Source organism: Pseudomonas sp. FG13 (assembly GCF_057809755.1).
This window is the reverse complement of sequence record NZ_JBMDKO010000020.1, coordinates 61485-81905: the sequence shown is the minus strand read 5'-3', so window position 1 is coordinate 81905 and position 20421 is coordinate 61485. Positions and strand designations below refer to the sequence as shown.

At 58.5% G+C, this 20421-nt stretch carries 14 protein-coding genes and 1 pseudogene; 4 read left to right on the top strand and 11 right to left on the bottom strand.

Annotated features, from left to right (window positions below; all coding sequences use genetic code 11):
- Positions 1-146: 146 nt before the first annotated feature.
- The 10 genes and pseudogenes from ACODTO_RS17230 to ACODTO_RS17185 all read right to left on the bottom strand — a co-directional run.
- Positions 147-947 carry an endonuclease/exonuclease/phosphatase family protein gene (locus tag ACODTO_RS17230; RefSeq protein ID WP_139645369.1) on the bottom strand — a complete coding sequence of 267 codons (801 nt, stop codon included), beginning with the start codon at positions 945-947 and terminating at the stop codon, positions 147-149.
- A 232-nt stretch (positions 948-1179) separates the two neighbouring features.
- On the bottom strand, positions 1180-1944 hold the full coding sequence (locus ACODTO_RS17225; protein ID WP_175386131.1) for a PIG-L deacetylase family protein: 765 nt from the start codon (positions 1942-1944) through the stop codon (positions 1180-1182).
- A gap of 257 nt (positions 1945-2201) precedes the next feature.
- Positions 2202-4370, bottom strand: a complete 2169-nt coding sequence (glgX, locus tag ACODTO_RS17220) for a glycogen debranching protein GlgX (RefSeq protein WP_139645374.1) — start codon at positions 4368-4370, stop codon at positions 2202-2204.
- Between the two features lie 243 nt (positions 4371-4613).
- On the bottom strand, positions 4614-4955 hold the full coding sequence (locus ACODTO_RS17215; RefSeq protein ID WP_175362593.1) for a DUF2934 domain-containing protein: 342 nt from the start codon (positions 4953-4955) through the stop codon (positions 4614-4616).
- Between the two features lie 20 nt (positions 4956-4975).
- A complete protein-coding gene (locus tag ACODTO_RS17210) occupies positions 4976-7762 on the bottom strand; it encodes a malto-oligosyltrehalose synthase (RefSeq protein WP_139645379.1) in 2787 nt (928 codons plus the stop codon).
- Positions 7759-9837 carry a 4-alpha-glucanotransferase gene (gene malQ / locus ACODTO_RS17205; protein WP_139645382.1) on the bottom strand — a complete coding sequence of 693 codons (2079 nt, stop codon included), beginning with the start codon at positions 9835-9837 and terminating at the stop codon, positions 7759-7761. Before malQ ends, ACODTO_RS17210 begins: the two co-directional genes overlap by 4 nt.
- A complete protein-coding gene (gene treZ, locus ACODTO_RS17200) occupies positions 9834-11636 on the bottom strand; it encodes a malto-oligosyltrehalose trehalohydrolase (RefSeq protein WP_489106788.1) in 1803 nt (600 codons plus the stop codon). Before treZ ends, malQ begins: the two co-directional genes overlap by 4 nt.
- Before the next feature lie 8 nt (positions 11637-11644).
- The gene (gene glgA, locus ACODTO_RS17195) at positions 11645-13216 is read right to left on the bottom strand and encodes a glycogen synthase GlgA (protein ID WP_139645386.1); all 1572 of its coding nucleotides are present in this window, start codon (positions 13214-13216) and stop codon (positions 11645-11647) included.
- A 677-nt stretch (positions 13217-13893) separates the two neighbouring features.
- On the bottom strand, positions 13894-14856 hold the full coding sequence (locus ACODTO_RS17190) for a D-2-hydroxyacid dehydrogenase family protein (RefSeq protein ID WP_464711801.1): 963 nt from the start codon (positions 14854-14856) through the stop codon (positions 13894-13896).
- Positions 14857-14867: 11 nt separating this feature from the next.
- A pseudogene (locus ACODTO_RS17185) lies at positions 14868-15143 on the bottom strand (alpha/beta fold hydrolase); the annotation flags it as partial.
- A gap of 84 nt (positions 15144-15227) precedes the next feature.
- Between ACODTO_RS17185 and ACODTO_RS17180 the strand changes: the two are divergent.
- Positions 15228-16814 carry a recombinase family protein gene (locus tag ACODTO_RS17180; protein ID WP_489106787.1) on the top strand — a complete coding sequence of 529 codons (1587 nt, stop codon included), beginning with the start codon at positions 15228-15230 and terminating at the stop codon, positions 16812-16814.
- A gap of 74 nt (positions 16815-16888) precedes the next feature.
- Here the strand turns inward: ACODTO_RS17180 and ACODTO_RS17175 are convergent, their stop codons facing one another.
- Positions 16889-17017 carry a hypothetical protein gene (locus ACODTO_RS17175; protein ID WP_489106786.1) on the bottom strand — a complete coding sequence of 43 codons (129 nt, stop codon included), beginning with the start codon at positions 17015-17017 and terminating at the stop codon, positions 16889-16891.
- A gap of 772 nt (positions 17018-17789) precedes the next feature.
- Here ACODTO_RS17175 and ACODTO_RS17170 point away from each other — a divergent pair.
- From ACODTO_RS17170 to ACODTO_RS17160, 3 genes are all read left to right on the top strand, one after another.
- Complete coding sequence (locus ACODTO_RS17170; protein WP_489106785.1) at positions 17790-18122, top strand: hypothetical protein; 333 nt, start codon at positions 17790-17792, stop codon at positions 18120-18122.
- A 476-nt stretch (positions 18123-18598) separates the two neighbouring features.
- Positions 18599-19546 carry a baseplate hub protein gene (locus tag ACODTO_RS17165; RefSeq protein ID WP_489106784.1) on the top strand — a complete coding sequence of 316 codons (948 nt, stop codon included), beginning with the start codon at positions 18599-18601 and terminating at the stop codon, positions 19544-19546.
- Between the two features lie 44 nt (positions 19547-19590).
- Positions 19591-20418, top strand: a complete 828-nt coding sequence (locus ACODTO_RS17160; RefSeq protein WP_489106783.1) for a hypothetical protein — start codon at positions 19591-19593, stop codon at positions 20416-20418.
- Positions 20419-20421 lie beyond the last annotated feature (3 nt).

The following is a 20421-nucleotide window of genomic DNA, read 5'->3' as shown; positions in this document are numbered from 1 at the left end:
CGGTTTCAGCATCGGCTGCACAACAGCTGGCACACAGGGCCTGGCAACGCTCGCTGTATGGGATGGCACCGTAACAATGAAAGATCGGTGTCGCTACTGTCAGAACTTACAGGTGGCACGTTGTCATCAGCGATCCGTCGCGGGGTTCACAGATGCACTTCCACGGACAGCGGCAGGTGATCGCTCAAGTGCGTCCAGGGTTTGCTACCGAGGATTTTCGGGGCATGGCTGGTGGCATTGCGCAAGTAGATGCGGTCCAGGCGCAGCAGGGGGAAACGGGCCGGGTAGGTCCTGGCCGGACGGCCGTGGTGGTGTTCGAAGGCTTCGTGCAGATATCGACGTTGGGCGAGGGTGATGTTGCCGCGTAACTGCCAGTCGTTGAAGTCGCCAGCGATGATCACCGGGGCGTCCTCGGGCAGGGATTCGAGCAATTGGCAGAGCAGCTTGAGCTGCAATTGGCGGTGGCTTTCCAACAGGCTCAGATGCACACAAATGCCATGGACTTCGGCGTGCCCCGGCACGTCCAGCACGCAATGCAACAAGCCACGCCGCTCCGGGCCGGTGATGGAAACGTCGAGGTTGCGGAACTGGCGGATCGGGTACTTGGACAGCAGCGCATTGCCGTGATGGCCGTCGGGGTACACCGCGTTGCGGCCATAGGCGAAGTCGCTCCACATGCTGTCGGCAAGGAACTCGTATTGGGACGTCTGGGGCCAGTTGTCGTAGCGCGAGGCATGGCGGTCATGCTCGCCCAGGACTTCCTGCAGGAAAACCAGGTCGGCGCCGGTACTGCGCACCGCTTCACGGAGTTCCGGCAGGATGAAGCGGCGGTTGAGGGCGGTGAAACCCTTATGGGTATTGACCGTCAGAACCCGCAGCCGATGGACCGCCGCAGGCGTGTCCAATGGCACCGATTCGACAGCCCGCCAGTCGGGATCGCGAGTCACATTCACTCCTGAATCAGACGTACCTGTTCATGCGACTGATGAGGAGCATCGGCAGTTCCGGATATTTACTGTTTCAGCCAGCTTTCATGTTGATCCCATCACCGATTTCACGAGCAGGCTCGCTCCCACAGGGGATTTGTAGCGACACTGTATTGTGTGACCATCCGAAACCTATGTGGGAGCGAGCCTGCTCGCGAAGAGGCCCTACCTGACCCAACGCTTTCGTGGTGCTTCAGATGAACACGATCTCATACGGCAACCCCATGCGATCCAGGATAACCCGCGGCACCAGCGGGGCGATGCCGCTGGCGGGCTCGCCGTTTAGCTGGCTGGCGTAGGCGTGCATCGCGTGCCGTTTGCGGGCGGTGGTCCAGACGTCCAGGCGCAGTTTTCGCGCGCGGTGCCAGGGGATCTTGTTCTGCTCACGAACCGGCCAATGCCAGGCCCACACCGGCAGTTCGTTGAAGGTCGCCCCGACACTTTCGGCTGCCAGTGCTCCTGCACGGCCGACGGTCTCGTGATCGCTGTCGCCATCCTTGCGCCAGGTGCCGAACACCACGTCGCCAGGCCGCAGGTAATGTCCGATGAAGGCGGTCAGCTGTGCCTCATGTTCGGTCAGGGCCTTTTCCGGGAAGCCGCCGCGCACCCACTGCAAACCATGGGTCGGTATGCCCAGGCGATGCAGCGCGTCCACGCTTTCCTGGGGATGGGGGCGATAGATGCGCAGGCGTTCATCGGTCCACAACGGCGAAGAGGGATGGTTGAGGTCACCGTCGGTGACCGAAATCAGCAACATGGGATAGTCCAGGTTGCTGAGCAACTGGAGCAGTCCGCCACACGCACCGATCTCATCGCCAGGGTGCGGGGAGAGGATGACGGCACGGGCACCGGCGGGGATGAGCGTCTGGGTGCTGATGATGGGAATGTCGGCCAACTGCGGCGAGCTGTTCCAGATTTGCGGATGCTGCCGGCCTTGCAAGCGAGAGGCAAGTTTCATGAGGTACGTCCTTGTTGTATTCAATCTTTCAGCCACGCGTCGGGCCGACTGCCCCGGTGCGCCCCGAAGGGGCTGGCTGCGATCCGCAGTGCTCCGAATCCTGGAATACCGCCTGCGAAGTATTGACCATGACGCTCGATTCGTCGCGTCACTTGTGTATCTGAACTGCAATTTTTTATTCGAACTGGACTGTGCAAGCCCGGTGATGCGCCACCAGAGCCGCGTCCTTGCGGCTCCTGATGGTTTGTAACCTTTTATCACCTGTCCCGCTTTTCTTCTTCGCGCTGCAACTCGAACAACAGCAAGGAACGGCCCGTGACCGAGTATTCGGAGTCGAAATCAAACCGCTCCTGACCCCGCACCATGGGCTGGTTGGTGTCTACCATGCACGTCCAGAAGCTGCCTTCCGGCACTTCCGGCAGACGGAAATTGACGATGTCATGGTGCGCGTTGACCACCAGCAACAACGTCGCGTCACCGCCCTTGCGGCGGATGCCGGTCTCCTGGGCGCGACCGTCCATCAGCATTCCCAGGCAGCGACCGTGGCTGTCCTGCCACTGTTCGATGGTCATCTCACTACCGTCCGGTGCCAGCCAGGTCACGTCCTTGACGCCGATATCCTCGTTGTAGTTACCCACCAGGAACCGTCCACGGCGCAGGATCGGGTAGGCCAGGCGCAACTTGATCAGGCGCTTGACGAACTGCAGCAGTGCCGCGCCATCTTCGCTCAGGTCCCAGTTGACCCAGCCGATCTCGCTGTCCTGGCAATAGGCATTGTTGTTGCCATGCTGGGTGCGGGCGAACTCGTCCCCGGCGACGATCATCGGTGTGCCTTGGGCCAACAGCAGGGTCGCGAAGAAGTTGCGCATCTGCCGATGGCGCAGAGCATTGATCTGCGGATCGTCCGTCGGGCCTTCGACGCCGTGGTTCCAGGACAGGTTGTTGTTGCTGCCGTCCTGGTTGTTCTCATCGTTGGCTTCGTTGTGCTTGTCGTTGTAAGACACCAGGTCATTCAAGGTGAAGCCGTCATGGGCGGTGACGAAGTTCACCGAGGCATAGGGGCGGCGCCCACGCTGATTGAACATCTCGCCCGAGGCGGTCATGCGACTGGCGAAATCGGCAAGCTGGCCGTCGTCGCCTTTCCAGAACGCGCGCACGGTATCGCGAAACTTGTCGTTCCACTCGACCCAGCCCGGTGGGAAGCGTCCCACCTGATAACCACCGGGGCCACAGTCCCAGGGTTCGGCGATCATTTTCACCTGGCGCAGCACCGGGTCCTGGCGGCAGGCAACGAGGAAACTGTGGCGCTCGTCGAAACCGTCGTGATACCGGCCGAGGATGGTTGCAAGGTCGAAGCGGAACCCGTCGACGTGCATCTCCGAGGCCCAGTAGCGCAGGGAGTCGGTGACCATCTGCAGCACGCAAGGGTGGCTCAGGTCCAGGGTGTTGCCGGTGCCCGAGTCGTTGATGTAGTAGCGTTTGTCATCGGGCATCAGCCGGTAGTAGGAGGCGTTGTCGATGCCACGCATGGACAGGGTCGGGCCTTGCTCGTTGCCTTCGGCGGTGTGGTTGTAGACCACGTCGAGAATCACCTCCAGGTTGGCATCGTGCAGGTGCGCGACCATTTCCTTGAACTCGGCGATCTTGCCGCTGGCCAGGTAACGCGGGTCCGGGGCGAAGAACGCAATGCTGTTGTAGCCCCAGTAGTTGGTCATGCCCTTGTGCAACAGGTGCTGGTCGTTGACGAACGCATGGATGGGCAAGAGCTCGACCGACGACACGCCCAGCTTGCGAATGTGCTCAAGCACGTCATCGACCATCAGCCCGGCGAAGGTCCCGCGCAGATTTTCCGGTACGGCGGGGTGACGCATGCTGATACCGCGTACGTGGGTTTCGTAGAGGATGGTCTTGTCCCAGGGCACGCTGACGCGATGGTCGTGGCCCCAGGTGTGGGCAGGATCGATGACCTTGCACTTGGGCACGAATGGAGCGCTGTCGCGTTCATCGAAACTGAGGTCGCCATCGGGATGGCCGATGGTGTAGCCGAACAGCGCCTCGGACCATTTCAATTGGCCCACCAGTTGTTTGGCGTAAGGGTCGATCAGCAGTTTGTTGGGATTGAAGCGATGACCGTTTTCCGGATCGTAGGGACCGTAGACCCGGTAGCCGTAGATCAAGCCCGGGTGGGCATCGGGCAGATAGCCGTGGTAGATCTCGTCGGTGTACTCCGGCAACTCGATGCGTTCGAGTTCGACCTCGCCGGTGTCATCGAAAATACACAGTTCGACCTTGGTGGCGTTGGCTGAGAACAACGCGAAATTGACCCCCAGGCCATCCCAGGTCGCACCGAGCGGGAACGGCAGCCCTTCGCGAATCCGCGAGGCCTCGATAACAGGCGGCGGGGTGGTTTTCTTTGGACGGGTCATGGGTTGCTCCTGCAAAAGACAGACAGATACGGCAAAGCGAGTGGTTCAAGAAATTCATGGATTTCAGAGTGACTGGAACGGGTACAGCTCTTTCTGGTAAAGGACTTTGTGGCGAGGGGATTTATCCCCGCTGGGCTGCGCATCAGCCCCAAAAGCTTAGGGCCGCTTCGCGCCCCAGCGGGGCGGTACGACGTCTCGCTGAGTCCCCTCGCCACAGGGGTTGTGCCAGCCTGAGCCCGAGGGTCAAACCGCCGGTGGCTTGCGCGCCGCGCGTGGCTTCTTCTCAGCTGGCTTGCCAGCTGCTGGTGCCGCCGCAGCGGGTTTAGCCGCTGGTTTGGCCTTGGGCGTGGTGCTTTTTGGGGCAGCCTTGGCCGTGGTGCTCTTGGCTGCCACAGGCTTGATGCCGTTGGCCTTGCTGGCGGCGGGTTTGCCGGCGGCCTTGGCAGGCTTGCTCGGTGCCAGGGCCTCGGCTTCGGCCAATTTGCGCGCCATCTCCCAATGACGATCCTCCTGCCCGGCAGGTTTACCTTCGGACTCCCAGATCTGATAGGCGAATTCACGAATGCGTTTATCGTCGGTACTCATCGCAATGCTCCTGACATGACTCAAGATGGGATAAAGACGTTGACTGGGAAATCCCCCAGCGCGTTGCTGACCATCAACTCCCCTTGGGGTGTGACTGCTGCATGTTTAAAAAGTCCCTTCAGTTTTTCACCCTCTACGGCGAACGGTAACGAAACGCGCGTATCGCCCCAATTCGAAGCCGACACCCAGGGTTCGGTACCGTTTTCCAGCAGGCGGGCGGCATGGATCGGTACCACCACGATCGCCCGCTGTTGCTCGTGCTCACGCATGAAAGCCAGGACCCGGTTCGCGTGCTCGCCGGTCACGGGTAATGGCCGGTAGCTGCCCTGGCGGAACAGCTGCGGGTACTCGGCCCGCAAGGCCAGGGTCCTGGCGATCAGGGCCTGCTTCACCCGGCCATCGCGCCAGTCGCGTAGCAGTTCGGCAGGGGAGCTGCCGGCCTGCATGGCCTGACGGCGCGCGTCGAAGTCCACCGGGCGCCGGTTGTCCGGGTCCACCAGGCTGAAATCCCAGAACTCGGCGCCCTGGTACAAATCCGGAACGCCGGGTACGGTCATGCGCAGCAACGTCTGTGCCAGGCTGTTGAGGGCGCCCGCCGGAGCGATGGATTGGACCGCCTCGGCGATGGCACTGCGCAGTGGCAGCCCTTCATCGCACAGCAACAGCCGTTCGAGGAACATCTGGGTTGCCTGTTCATAGGCATCGTTGACCGCCGCCCAACTGCTTTGCAGCTTGGCTTCCCGCAACGCCTTGCGCTGCCACTGCCACAGGCGTTCGTTGTAGGTCGAGAGTGCCTGGTGATCGTTCAGATCGAGGTCCAGTGGCCAGCTCCCAAGCAACGCCTGGTACATGATCAGCTCATCGCCGGCCGAGGGTGCGGCGGGATCGCTGTGCAGCGACGGCGAGAGAATTCGCCATTGTTCGACGCACGCGGTGTACCACTCTGCGCGCTCGCTGAGCACCGCCAGCCGCGCCCGGGTGTCTTCGCCGCGCTTGTGGTCGTGGGTGGCGGTGGTGATCAGGTTGTCGGGAAAGTGTTCCAGGCGTTCAAGGCCAGCGTCATGAAACTCCTGCGGCGGGGCGCTGAAACGCTCGGTGTTGTAGCCCACGTCGTTGCGCGACAGCAGTACCGCCGAGCGATACAGGGCGGTGTCCTCCACGGCCTTGGCGGCAGCGGGTGAGGTCAGTTGCTGGAAGCGAACACAGGCATGGCGCAGCCGTTTGCGCTGGCTCCCTCGTGGGCGTTGCCGCCAGGACATCCCGCCGAGCCAGTCGGCCAGGCAATCGAGCACTGGCCAGTCGGCTTCGCTGAGAGTTTGCCTCGCGCCTTCCAGAGCCTTGCGGAAAAACACCTCGTCTTCGACGCTGCGGCCCAAAGGACTGATGTAGGTGCGGTATACCGGGAAGTGCACGATGAGCTCCTGCAACGCCCTGCGAATCGCGCCGAGGGTCAGGTCGCGGGTCATCACGTCGTCCCGGGCGACCTGTAGCAGGGCCTGGGCGACGCTTTCGAAGTCGCCGGCCAGGGAACCGTTGAGAATCTGCTGGCGAGCCAGGCGGGCTTCTTCGATGAAGTGCGCCGGCCGCTCGCTGTGGCGGCTCCAGAACTCGGCGAGGGGGGCGGCGCCGCTCGGATCATGCTGCAGCAGTGAAACCTGGTTCATGAATTCGTAGCCGGTGCTGCCATCGATGTTCCAGTCCCGGCGCAGCGTCTCTCCATCGCCGAGGATTTTCTCGACGAAGATCGGCAAGTGTCGCGACGGTGACAGCGCATCGACACGCCTGCGCAATTTCCGACAGTAACCGCGAGGGTCGGCCAATCCGTCGATGTGGTCGATCCTCAGGCCATCCACCAACCCATTGCCGATCAATTCGAAAATCTTTGCGTGAGTCGCTTCGAACACCGCCGGGCGTTCGACCCGCAGGCCACCCAGCTCGTTGACATCGAAGAAACGTCGCCAGTTGATGTCATCCGCCGCCGTGCGCCAACTGGCGAGGCGATAGCTCTGGCGCTCCAGCAGTTGATGCAGGCGTTCGAAACCTTCGGATTCCTCGGAGTCGTAACCGCGCAGGTTGTCTTCGATGGCGGCCAGGATGCCGGCTTGCTTGGCCAGTTCGCTCAGTTCCTGCTGGAGCGGGCGGGCGAGGGTATGGGCGTCGGTCTGGTAGTTCAGTGTGGTGAACCGCTCCGCCAGAGCCTTGAGGGACTCGGCCTGTTCGGGTGGAAGGGTGTCGGCGGGTCTGAGCAGTTCGCCGTACTGCATCGGGCAGATGGGGAAGTGGTGCTCGTAATGTTCGACGTAGAAACGGCCCATGGCAGCGTCGAAACGCAGCTTCAGCGTACCTTCCTGCAACGCCACGCCGTAGTCGCTGCCCAGGAATGGCAACAGCAACTGGCCTTCCATCAGTGGATCGGGAGAGTGCCACTGGATATCGAAGAACTGGCCGTAGGGGCTCAGGCGTCCCCATTCCAGCAGATCCAGCCACCAGGGGTTGTCGTTACCGCCGACCGCCATGTGATTGGAGACGATGTCGAGGATCAGGCCCATCCGATGCTCGCGCAAGGCCGCTACCAGGCGCTTGAGCGCGGCTTCGCCACCCAGCTCGGGATTGACCAGGGTCGGATCGACTACGTCATAGCCATGCATCGAGCCGGCCCGAGCCTTGAGCAGGGGCGAGGCATACACGTGGCTGATGCCCAGCGAAGCAAAGTACGGCACCTGCGGGACCGCATCGTCCAAGGTGAAGCCTTTATGGAACTGCAGGCGCAAGGTTGCCCGCAGGGGTTGGGTCGACGTCTGGTTCATTGGTCACGCTCGTTCGCCTGAAGTCTCGCACAGGCGAGTATTTCCAGACGCCGTGCGGCGTCCGGGCCATCCAACAGCGCCTGACTCTCGCCAGGCAGGCGCCTGCGCCAATTGGGGTGAGTGTCGGTGGTGCCAGGCAAGTTGGCCTGCTCGTCGATGCCGAGGGCGTCTTCGAGCGGCAGCAGCACCAATGGCGCACGGGTATGGCCGAGGAATCGCACGCTGGCGTCCAGCACTTGATCGGTTTCGCGATGTTCCTCGCGAAAGTTCTGCGGGTCCTGGTTCAACACGTCGCGCAGCCCCTCGCGTTCACGCTCGCGATGCCGACGCCAGTCCATTTCGGTATGGGAGTCGATCAGGTCCAGGCGGGCGTTCCAGTCGATGTCATGACCGTGCCACCAGCCATTGAGGGTCGGCAGGTCATGGGTGCTGGTGGTCGCCAGGGCATTGTCCGGCCAATCGAGAATGGGCTTGAAGCGGGTGTTGTCCTGTTCGAACAACAGCACCCGCATGCCGAGGATGGAGCGGGCGCTGAGCTTCTCCCGCAAGCCATCGGGCACGGTGCCGAGGTCTTCGCCGAGCACGATGGCCTGATGACGATGGGATTCGAGGGCCAACAGGCGCAGCAAGTCGTCCACCGGATAATAAAGGTAGGCGCCATCGCAGGGTGGCGCATCGTTGGGGATCACCCACAGCCGTTGCAGGCCCATGACATGATCGATTCGCAAGCCGCCGGCATGGGCAAAGTTGGCCCGCAGCATTTCAATGAAGGCGCGAAAGCCATTACGGACCAGGCCTTCCGGCGAAAACGCCGAGATGCCCCAGCCCTGACCGGAACGATTGAGGATGTCCGGTGGCGCCCCCACGGTCAGCGAGGCCAGCAGTTCATCCTGGCGGCTCCAGGCCTGGCTCCCGGCGCCGTCGGCACCCACCGCCAGGTCGGCGATCAGGCCGATGCCCATGCCGCTGGACCTGGCGGCGCTCTGGGCCCGTTCCAGGCACCGCGCAATCAACCATTGGCAAAAGGCGTAGTAGCCGATTTCGTCGGCGTTTTCCTCGGCGAAACGTGCCAGCGCCGAACTGCGCGGGTTGCGCCACTCTTCGGGCCATTGACGCCAATCGAGGCTTTCACCGCGGGCGGCGCGTTCCGCTTGCAGGGCTTCGAAGCGGCAGTGATTTTCCAGGGCCTCGCCGCTGGTGTGGCGGAAACTGCTGAAGTCTTCATGCAGTGGGTGTTCGCCCTGGCTGAAGCCGTCGTACAGGGCGCGCAGGATCTTCTGCTTGGCCTCGGCCGCCACCGGCCAGTCGACCAGGGGCTGTTCTTCCAGGTGGCGCAGTTGATTGACCAGGCCCGTCGCGTCGATGGCCGTGCGCAGGGCCCGTTCCCCCAGGATTGTGCCCGGCGCGGCATAGAGGCTGTTGAGGAACAGGCGGCTCGAGGGCGAGTACGGGCTATAGCGCCCGGTGTCGCTGCTGAACATCGCGTGTATCGGGCTGATCGCCAAGGCGTCGGCACCGCGTTCGCCGGCTACCCGTGCCAGTTCCTCCAGCGCCTGGGTGTCGCCGAAGCCACCGTCGCCAGGACGGCGCAGCGCGTACAGCTGTGCACTCAGGCCCCAGGCCCTGGGCGTCGGATCGTCGACGGCCTCGGCCACGCTGTAGCAGCGGGCGGGCGCCACGGCCAGGGTGAAATGCTGGTCCTGGATGCGGACCTGCTGATAGCCCACCGGGATCATCCCCGGTAGCTTCGCGTCGGCGTCGAGCTTCAGGTTCAGCGTCGCGCCGTCCTCGAGCTGGATTTCGCAGGGCATCGAGCCTTGGAAATAGCGGCTCAGGTCGACGTTGGCCCCGACATCGGCGGTGATCAACGGGGGTAGACGATGGTTCTGCTGATCTTCCTGCAATTGCAAAAGACTGGCGTCGATTTCCTGAGCACTGCCGGCCGGATGGCCCAGGCCCGTCAGGACCGAGCGCAATACCGCCGGCGAGACTTTCTGGGCTCGGCCATTGGCGTCGATCCAGTCCACCGCCAGGCCCGCGCGGCCGGCGAGGATTTCCAGTTGCGCATCGCTCATGGGCGCTCTCCAGTAATGTTGGGCAACGTTGCCGCTTGTGTCAGAGTGACCAGCGCGCTGTAGGGCGCAAGAGCACCCTGTTCCAACAGACCCATGGCTTGCTGTGGATGTTCGAAAAGAATGCGCGCCTCCTCTGGAGCGCTATGTTCAACCGGCTGCCCGCTGAGGTTCAGGTCGATGCGCAGCACGCTGCCGTCCTCCATCCGCCAGCGCGCACTGATCGCGCCGTGGCCCAGTACGTCGGCGCCCAACGCCTGGATGGCGGGCAGGCGCGGAACGATCTCTTCCCGGCGGATCTTCAGCAGATGGCGGTATAACGCCTCGTTGGCTTGCTGCTCCGGTCGGCGGGACTCCAGGTTCGGTCGTGAGGCATCGAATGTGGCGGCTGCGTTGGGATCGGGAATGCGCTTGCGTTTCTCGGGGTCGGCGAAGGCACTGAAGGCCTTGAACTCGTTGCGCCGACCCTCTCGCACCAGTTCTGCAAGCTCACCATGGTGGCTGGTGAAGAACAGGAACGGCTGTTCGGCGAGTACTTCATCCCCCATGAACAGCAGCGGGATCATAGGACATAACAGCAACAGCACCGTCGCTGCCTGCAGGGCCTGGGGCGGGGCCAATTGGTGCAGGCGCTCGCCCAGGGCCCGGTTGCCGACCTGGTCATGATTCTGCAGGAACAACACGAAAGCGTTGGGGGGCAGATGACCGCTGGGTTCGCCCCGGGGCTCGCCATGGCGATTGATATGACCCTGGAACACGAAACCCTGGCTGAGGCAGCGCGCCAGTTTTTCCGTCGGCTGTTCGGCATAGTCGGCGTAATAGGCGTCGGTTTCCCCGGTGAGCAACACATGCAGGGCGTTATGGCCGTCGTCGTTCCACTGGGCGTCGTAACCCTGTTCGAGCAGGCTGGCCTGGTTGTGTTCGTTTTCCACGGTCAGCCAGACATGCCGCGCCGGGTCGACCTGCTGGCGCACCCTGGTGGCCAGTTCCTGGAGAAAATCCGGGTCTTCGATCGCGTGCACGGCGTCCAGGCGCAGGCCGTCGAAGCGGTATTCCAGCAGCCACATGAGCGCATTGTCGATGAAGAAATCCCGCACCTCGCGGCGCCGGAAATCGATCGCCGCGCCCCAGGGCGTGTGCTTGTCTTCGCGAAAGAAACCCTTGGCGTAGCGATGCAGGTAATTGCCATCGGGGCCGAAGTGGTTGTAGACCACGTCCAGAATCACCGCCAGCCCATGACCGTGGGCGCTGTCGATCAGGTGCTTGAGCTGTTCCGGCGTGCCATAAGAGGCCTGGGGGGCGTAGGGCAATACACCGTCGTAACCCCAATTGCGGTCACCGGGAAACTGGGCCAGTGGCATCAGTTCGATAGCGGTGACACCCAGTCCGGCCAAGCGGGCCAGTTGTTGCTCGACTCCCTCGAAGCCACCGAGGGTGCCGACATGCAGTTCGTAGATCACTGCTTCGTACCAGGGGCGGCCGGACCATTGGCTGTGTCGCCATTGGTAAGCGTGGGGATCGACCACCACGCTGGGTCGGTCGATATCTCCGGCCTGGGCGCGCGACGCCGGGTCGGGTACCTCCAGTTCACCGTCGATGTTGTAGCGATAGCGGGTGCCAGCGGGGCAGCGGGTCTGGATCATGAACCAGCCGTTGGCTTGGGGCAGCAGCGGTATTGAATCGCCAGTGTCGAGTTCGACACTGACGTAAAACGCATCCGGGGCCCACAGGGCGAAACGAGTGTGCTCGGCATCAAGCATGATCGCGCCGTGGGTCCAGGTGTCAGGCGTCCTTGACGGCATCGATCACCTCATTGTCTGGCCGATTTACCCAGGGATTTAGCCACCAGTTGTTCGTAGAGCTCGGCGTAGGGTTCGACCGCCTTGCTCCAGTTGAAGGGTGCCGACATCGCCCGGCAGCGCATGGCATTGAGTAATTCGGGGAAGGCGAAGACCTTGAAGGCGCGGCTTAGTGCCTGCTTGTAGCTGTCCACGGTGGACTCGGCGAACAGGAAGCCGGTGACGCCGTCTTCAATGGTGTCGGCCAGGCCGCCGGTATTGCGCGCCACCGGCAGGGAGCCGAAACGCTGAGCATACATCTGGCTCAAGCCGCAGGGTTCATAGCGCGATGGCATCAGCAGGAAGTCGCTGCCGGCGAACATCCGTCGTGCGTCGGTTTCGTTGAAGCCGATGCGCACGCCTATCCGACCGGGGAAGCGTAGCGCCAGCTCACGCATGGCCTGTTCCTCTTCCGGTTCGCCACGGCCGATGATCGCGATCTGGCCGCCGGATTCGACGATGAATTCAGCTACGGCTTCGGTCAGGTCCAGGCCTTTCTGATACACCAGGCGGGACACTACGGCAAACAATGGGCCCTTGGACTCGTCGAGGCCGAACAGTTCGCGCACGTGGTCGGCGTTCACTGCCTTGCCCTCCCAGTCGCCGATGGCAAATTGGCGGAACAGATGCGTATCGGTGGCCGAGTCCCAGCTCTCGTCGATGCCGTTGGGGATCCCGCTGAGCAGGCCTTGTTGGGTCTTGGCCGCGAGAAAACCGTCGAGCCCGCAGCCGAACGCCGGAGTGGTGATTTCCTGGGCATAGGTGGCGCTGACCGTGGTGATGTGGCTGGAATAGGCCATGCCCGCCTTGAGAAACGACAGCTTGCCGTAGAACTCCATGCCTTCCTGCTGCAACGCGTGCTCGGGAATCCCCAGCTCAGGGCAGGAGGCCAGGCTCACCACGCCCTGGTACGCCAGGTTATGGATGGTGAACAGGGTCGGGGTGCGCTGCCCGCGCCAGTGCATGTAGGCGGGTGCCAGCCCAGCCGGCCAGTCGTGGGCATGGACAAGGTCGGGGCACCAGTGGATCTGCGCCAGGTTGGCGGCGATGTCTGCCGCGGCCAGGCCCAGGCGTGCGAAGCGGATGTGATTGTCCGGCCAGTCGCGACCATTGTTGGCCCCGTAGGGCGAGCCTTCGCGGGCAAAGAGTTCGGGGCAGATCAGCACGTAGATCACCAGGCCGTCAGCCATGTCCATGCGCCCGATCTTGCAGGGTGGCAGCGCTGCATGGCCGCCCAGTTCGCCGATGATGTGGATCGGGTTGCCGCTGTTCATCACTTGCGGATAACCGGGGATCAGTACCCGGACATCATGCAGACCGGCCATCGCCCGGGGCAGTGCGGACGAGACGTCGCCCAGGCCACCGGTCTTCACCAGGTCGGCGATTTCCGAGGTGACGAACAAAACTTTCTTGCGGTTAGGGTTCTGGCGGACGACGGGGAGCAGTGCCTTGCCTCCGGTGGACAGCACCGGTGCCGTCGGCGATTCAGCCGCCGGCGGTAATTGTGAACGGACTTGTTGGGGTTCCAAGGCAGCACTGATCATAAGTATCTCCTGTATCTCGATCTGTTTCCGGCAAGCGCCAGAGCTGTTGTTTCAATGGCCGAATCCTGCGGCCAGGCGCACAAGCGCTACGCAAGGAGAGCAAAGCGCTGCCCAATGCGGCAAAGCGAATCAGGTAATGGGGCTGTGCAAGGACTGCACCAGCCGCTGTTGCCCTTCCTCTAACCTGACCCGTCGCCGTTGCGAAAAGTTTCGACTTTTTTTCCACTGGATGACCGGTCGGTTTTCCCCCCGGATTGGCAGTCTAGGTCAGAACCTAGAGCGGTGCGGTGCGCTTCGTCGATTTGTCGGACAATCACGTTTTTTGTCGGCAATGTCTTACATGACGAAGGGAGATACGCGCCGACGAAGTGCACTTACCTGAAACAAAAATGCGGTAGGGGGCAGGGGTGGTTTCATCTGCGTGCGCGATCGGGTGACGCGTTGCACCATTGAAGTGCGTAGCGATAGAGGCGTTTTGATGGCTATATTGATCGAAGGCAGGTGCTGTTTCTGTGGGAGGGAATTAGCGGGGAATGGCGGTCTGCCATCTAGGTGTCGACTGCTGAACCGCTATCGCGAGCAGGCTCGCTCCCACAGTGGTTCTCCAGTGTTGGCAAGATCGGGGTCGCCCCAAATCTCCCGTGGGAGCGAGCCTGCTCGCGATAGCGATCTGTCGACTATGCGGGCGGGGTCAGCAAGCGGATCGGTGCTCCGGCGGCCCAGGCTTGCAGGTCCTCGATCATCTGCGAATAGAATTGCTGGTAGTTCTGTCGGCTGACGTAACCCACATGCGGCGTGGCCAGTACGTTACCCAGCGTCCGGAACGGGTGATCGGCGGGCAAGGGTTCTTGTGCGAATACATCCAGGGCGGCGCCGGCCAGGCGTTTGTGCCGGAGGGCATCGATCAGCGCGTGTTCATCGACAATCGGCCCTCGTGCGGTGTTGACCAGCAGCGCCTCGGGCTTCATCCAGCCCAGCGCCTGGGCGTCCACCAGGCCTCGGGTGCGTTCGCCGAGTACCAAGTGGATCGAGAGAATGTCCGCCTGCTCGAACAACTGTTGTTTGCTCACGTAGGTCACGCCCACCTCGGCGGCCTGTTCGGCGGTGAGGTTCTGGCTCCAGGCGATCACTCGCATGCCGAACACCTGGCCGAACTGTGCCACTCGCTTGCCGATACTGCCCAGGCCGAGGATGGCCAGGGTCTTGCCATACAGGTCGCCACCCAGGCCCTGTTGCCACAGGCCCGCGCGCAGGGCATTGGCTTCCTGGACGAGGTTTCGGCTCAAAGCCATCACCAATGCCCAGGTCAGTTCGGGAGCCGCGTGCTTGTAGCTTTCGGTGCCGCACACCTGGATGCCCAGCTCGGCAGCGGTCTTGAGGTCGAGGGCGGCATTGCGCATGCCGCCGGTGAGCAGCAGCTTGAGATTCGGCAGGCGACGCAGCAAGCCTTCGTCGAATGACGTGCGCTCGCGCATCACGCAAATCACGTCGAAGGGCGCCAGGCGTTCGGCGAGGGTATCGCGGTCGGCAGGGTAGTCATGGAGAAAAGTCACCTGGCCGATGCTGTCCAGGACCGACCAGTCCACTACGTCCCGCGCCACATCTTGCCAATCGTCGATGACCGCTATTTGCACCGCCATGGGGCACCTCGTCAGGGAATGGGTTTGTTCAGCCAGCTCAGCAACGCTTCATGGAAGCGGTCCGGCTCCTCCATCTGCGGAGCGTGCCCCAGAAGAGGGAACTCCACCAGGGTCGACCGAGGGATGAGTTGGGCGGCCTGCTTGCCCAATACCTCATAGCGACCCAGTTTGGCTTTCACCGCTGGTGGAGCGATGTCGCTGCCGATGGCCGTGGTATCGGCGGTGCCGATCAGCAGAAGGGTCGGCATCTTCAGGTCCTTGAATTCGTAGTAGACCGGCTGGGTGAAGTAAGCGGCAATGTGGGGTTCTACTCCACACCAGTGGTAGAATGGCCCCAGAGGCCAGAAGCCCCAGCAAACACGGTGGTTAAAGTGAACAACGCATACTCCTACATCCGCTTCAGCACCGGCAAACAGCAGAAGGGTAGCAGCCTTGAGCGTCAACAGGCCATGCTTGACCGTTGGGCCGAAGCCAACCCCGCATTCACCCTCAACCGTGAGCTGTCCTTTAAGGATTTGGGTATCTCTGGCCGTAGCGGCAGGCACCTTAAAAGCGGTTTCGGCAAGCTCCTTGAAGCAATCGAACAAGGTGCTATTGGCGCTGGTGACGTTGTGTTGGTTGAGGCTATCGACCGTGCAGGACGTATGGAACCGGGCATCATGTCGGGTGTGTTGATCAACATCTTGAATGCTGGTGTGTCACTTGTCACTCTTGATGATCAACAGACATACACACAAGAGTCTTTGAGGGGCGGTAGCTTCTATATCCTTGTTGGTAAGGTGCAAGCTGCCTTCAACTACTCTGAAACTCTCAGTGTTCGTATGAAGGCCAGTTACAAGAGCCGTAACACACTGGCACTGGCAGGAGTCACACCTAAGCGTCACACGCCTGTGTGGTTAACCTCAGAAGGTGAGTTGATTCCTGAGATTGCACCGTTGGTGAAACAGGCATTTGAAGACTACGCCAGCGGCCTTGGAGAACGTCGCATCTTTGAACGTATCTTTGAAGGCAACACAAACCCTTTGCTAGCACGTATGGCGCCAAGCACTGTTAAACGTTGGATGACAAATCGCACTGTGTTAGGTGAGTGGCAGGGTATCCCGAATGTGTATCCTGTGGTTGTGGAACCTGAGCTGTTTTATCGTGTGCAGCAACGTATGGAAGCTAAATTCTCCCCGAGGGGGACACCAATCAAACACAAATACACAGGATTAGTTGTGTGTGGTGATTGTGGAAAGAACTTCAACACCAAGAGCTACAGCAAAAGAACAAAGGGAGCTATTCCACCCGCAGTGATGGAATGTTCAAGCCGTGCCCGTAGAGGCTCTGTAGCGTGCTCCAACAGCAAGGGTATCCCAGAGAGTGTGATTGCCTATGCTTTCCAACTATCGTGCTGGAAACACATCAAGGACGCCCTAGAAGGGCAGATACTCACAGATAGTCAGAAACGTGAAGTTGTGATTGATGGTGAATTGAAAGATTTGAGTGTGAAAATCACCAAAGTGGCTAGGGCTGTCGCTGAGGTTGATGATGTAGAAGAGTTGATTGTGTCATTGAATGAATTGAAGGCTCAACGCCGTTCCTTGGAGTCTGAAAAGAAGTCGTTGCAACACGGTAGTGTGACCGTGAAGGATCAGATAACTAACATGACAGACATAATGTTAGACCCACTCAAGGCCAACGCTTTGCTTCAGTCGGTTGGCTACAAGATTGTCTGCAATGTCAACAAGACGATTGATACGCCTGCCGGGACATTCATCTATGAGGGTTGGGGACGGTCTGAGGACGTGCATAAAGTGGTCAACCCACAAGGCCAGATGTTGAAGCTGCCAGTTGTTAGACAGGAGCCAAGAAAGACTGCCAAGAAGAGTGAGCCAATAGACGTAATGTCAGGACTCGCCGGGAAGCTCGAAAGGGTGAAGCTGGTAAACTTCAAAGCTGTGATTCCAAGCTCTTGAGAGGCATGAGCAAAAAATTTTGCTCATGCTCATTACCCTGTTTGATACTCATATTGTTCTCCTAATCCAATTGGCTAAATTTTCAGCCGATTGCCATTTACTGGGGCTATAGCGGCTAAATTTTTAGCCGCTAATTTTGCTGCCCTGTCAGATACCGTGAGCCAAAAATTCGGCTCACGCCTTTTGCCATGCTTGATACTCATGTTGTTCTCCTGAGTGGAGGCCCAAATTTTTGGGGCTCCTGTCCCATGTTAAATACCCACAGCGAGCCAACGTGTATTGATTGGCAGAGGAAAACTTCTCTGCCAAATCTTCACCTAACGTCGCTAGGCTTTTATGCTTTCAAGCCATACAGCCCTTCATGGGGCTTTTTGCGTTATGGCTCTTGTGAGGCTCTACAGAGGCTTCTGTGTCCTTGCTGGTACGTCTGCATACCTAAGATGGGTAAAGCGGCTCATGCGCGCTCTCAAGAGCTTGCAGTGTTATACAGGTAACACATACACAACCTATAAAGAATTGCACACAGAATTGTGTCATTCGTGTGTAAATTGTCTTGACATGGCCCCGGTCTGCCCGTACACTGACGCTAGGAAGTGTGTACGCTCCCACTGGAACGGGCGGCTGTTGATCTTAACGTCTTCTGCACCAACACTGCTCTGTCTGACACACAGCCAACACATAACAATGTCTACACAGGACAAGAAAGCTTCTGCTTTTGATCTTGCTTCTATATGTCAGGATGACAAAGAGTTATCCTCATACTGATAATCTCCCATATTCAAACCATCTGACCTAGCGGTCTGGTGCGTACCTTGTTTCACACTCTTGGCAGTGGCTACTATCCCTCCTTCTCTGTGGTTGTTGCCTTGAGTGTGTAAAAATATCTTGTCACCATCGTAAGATAGTGTTATGTGATTTTCCTGTTCTGTGGTATGATGTGTTACACAAACACACAAGAGGATACAGGGGGTTAACATGCAATACTTACACGCTTTGCAACTTGGTGATGACTCACGTTTAGACAGAGCTGCTGACGCTTGGATGCGTGGCAATTTGTCTGGCAGGGATGCCAACTACTTACGGCGTAAAGAAGAAGAGCGCCAATACCTGAATGGAAGTAAAAAGCTTCCTCCAGTTGTGATTGGTGAACCTTCCAAGAAAGAAGCCATTCCACAGGATGTGGAAGAAGAGGAAGACGACGAATTGTTAGCACTCTTCAATGCTATCTCTGATATGCAAGAAGCCAACAGAGAAAGGCAAGGCACACCAAAGACACAGAGAAAGACACAGAGAAAGACACTCCACTAACACAGTGAGACAGATTCCAATGTTGTGGAAACCCTGAAGCCCCATTGCTCACGCTCTGGGGCTTTTCTTTTGTGATTTTATCACATATCTGTGTTGACAGGTCTTGTGTGATTGTGATACGTGTGTTATACTGTAGTACACATTAGGAAGAAGTATTTGTTACTGGATTCACTGGTTGTGTTGCATTGGGCAAGTGCATTTGAAAGGGCCACCACAGCGTGGCCTTTTTCATGCCTGATGCTTAGTACCGTTAACCTAAGTGTCACAACTATCTATTTCAAAGGAACATTCAGAATGACTATCACCGAACGTAAGTGCAAACACTGTGGGTGCACCATGCCATGCAAGACAGCCCGTAAGGTTTTCTGCACTGGTAAGTCCTGCCGCGCCAATCACCACAACCACAAGGCTCTGATTATGTCCGTTCAAACAATCGTGCAAGCCCTACGCCCACAACAACATCAAGGAACTCAACTATGGCGACAACTACAAACACCGATCCCCAGCTAACCCGCAAGTCTGAAAGGCTTTACACACTAACTGTTGGTGACTACAACAAAGGCCAAGGAATCGAGATTGAAGGTTCTGGTTATGGCTCTGACTCTCTCCGCATCACATTCGATGTTAGCAAAACATCCGACCATAAGAACAACAATGGCAACTCTGCCTCTATCGAAATCTACAACCTCAACCCTGAGCAAGAAAGACTTCTTGATAGTCACTACCTAGAAGTGTCTCTCTACGTTGGCTACAAGAATGAAGAGGGCCGCAAACTTCTTGTAAGTGGCAACGTCACTGACCAATCCACTATCAAGCGTGGAGCAGACACAATCACACAACTGATTGTTGGTGACGGATATGTCAACCTCACAAAAACCCGACTCAGTGCAATGGCTAGCCCCGGCCAAACAGTTGAAGACGTTCTCCGCATCATCACAGACAACATGCCCGGTGTGTCCCGTGGTTCTATCGTAGGCACAAACCTAAATAGCCCAGTGGTTCAAGGTTGGCGCTTGTCTGGCACTCCCAAAGATATGTTGGACAAACTGACAAAGGCTTACGGTCTTGAGTATCACGTCTCTAACAACGTCCTGACTGTAACAGATGTAAATGGGCCAGATACAAAGTCTACAGTGATGTGTCCAGTTATCTCTTCTGAAACAGGGATGATTGAAACCCCATTCCGCACTCAAAAACAAACCAAACTACCTAAGAAAGACAAGCGTATTAGATACGGCTTGCAATTCAAGGTGCTGCTAGATGCTGCTCTTTTGCCAAGTACGGTTGTGAAACTGGAATCCGACAACATTAATGGTTTCTACAGAATCGACAGCGTGCGTTTTAATGGTGACACTCGCGGTAATGATTGGTATGCAGAATGTCAATGCTCTGAAATGAATGGCAGTGATATCACTGTCCTTTAACAGCCCAACTAGCTTGCCCAAGCTACAACAAAACAGGAGGCTTTATGCCAATCAGTACAAAGAAGTTCGTCGTTGACGACAAGATATATAAGATCAAGCATCATCCAGCAACAGAAGGTTGTGAGTTGATCGAAAACTACGCTACAGCGATCAGTGCATTCATCCTTATCATGCGTGAGGGCACATACTCTCTCAGGCACAAAGGAATCTTCCCATTCTCCGCATTCATTAACAGTCAGTTCCTAGCATTGCTTATGTTCATGGATCGTGCTGCAAACACAAGTGAACCATTTCAAGTGTACGAACATCCAGATTCTGGCCCAAGAGCGGGAAAGCTCACAGTCAGAGAAGTGTTGGCAGGTAAGACGCTGGAAGATAGGGAAGAGATTGTAGAATCTCGCATTCAAGCCCCAATGAGTTACGTCATTGATTACAAGGCTACGGATAAGCAAGCAGCAACTACAGATTATGAAGTTGTGTTTGGTGAGTTCTTCAAGTACATCACCCTAGATGGTGAGCCTGTTGATGTCGCCACACTCACTATGTCTCAGATTGCCCAGATGCTTTACGCTTTTATCGAACATAACGTCGCACCAGTGTGGAACACCATTCGCTTTGCACTTCCTGAGAACTACGACAGCGGCGGCATTGCTCCACCAAAATCTTTGGAAAGGTCGGCTGCTGGATTTAGTCAGGCTGGCATTATCTACAGCATTTTGCGTAGTGAGACAGCACTAGCTACATATTCAGACCTTGCAACTTTGCTCAACATTGCAGACGCATACGATGCTAACGAGATTGCGGTTAAGCAATACTTTGATTCTTGCGAGATGCACAAAGAGTCTGTGAGACAGGCCAAGCATAACCAATAACAG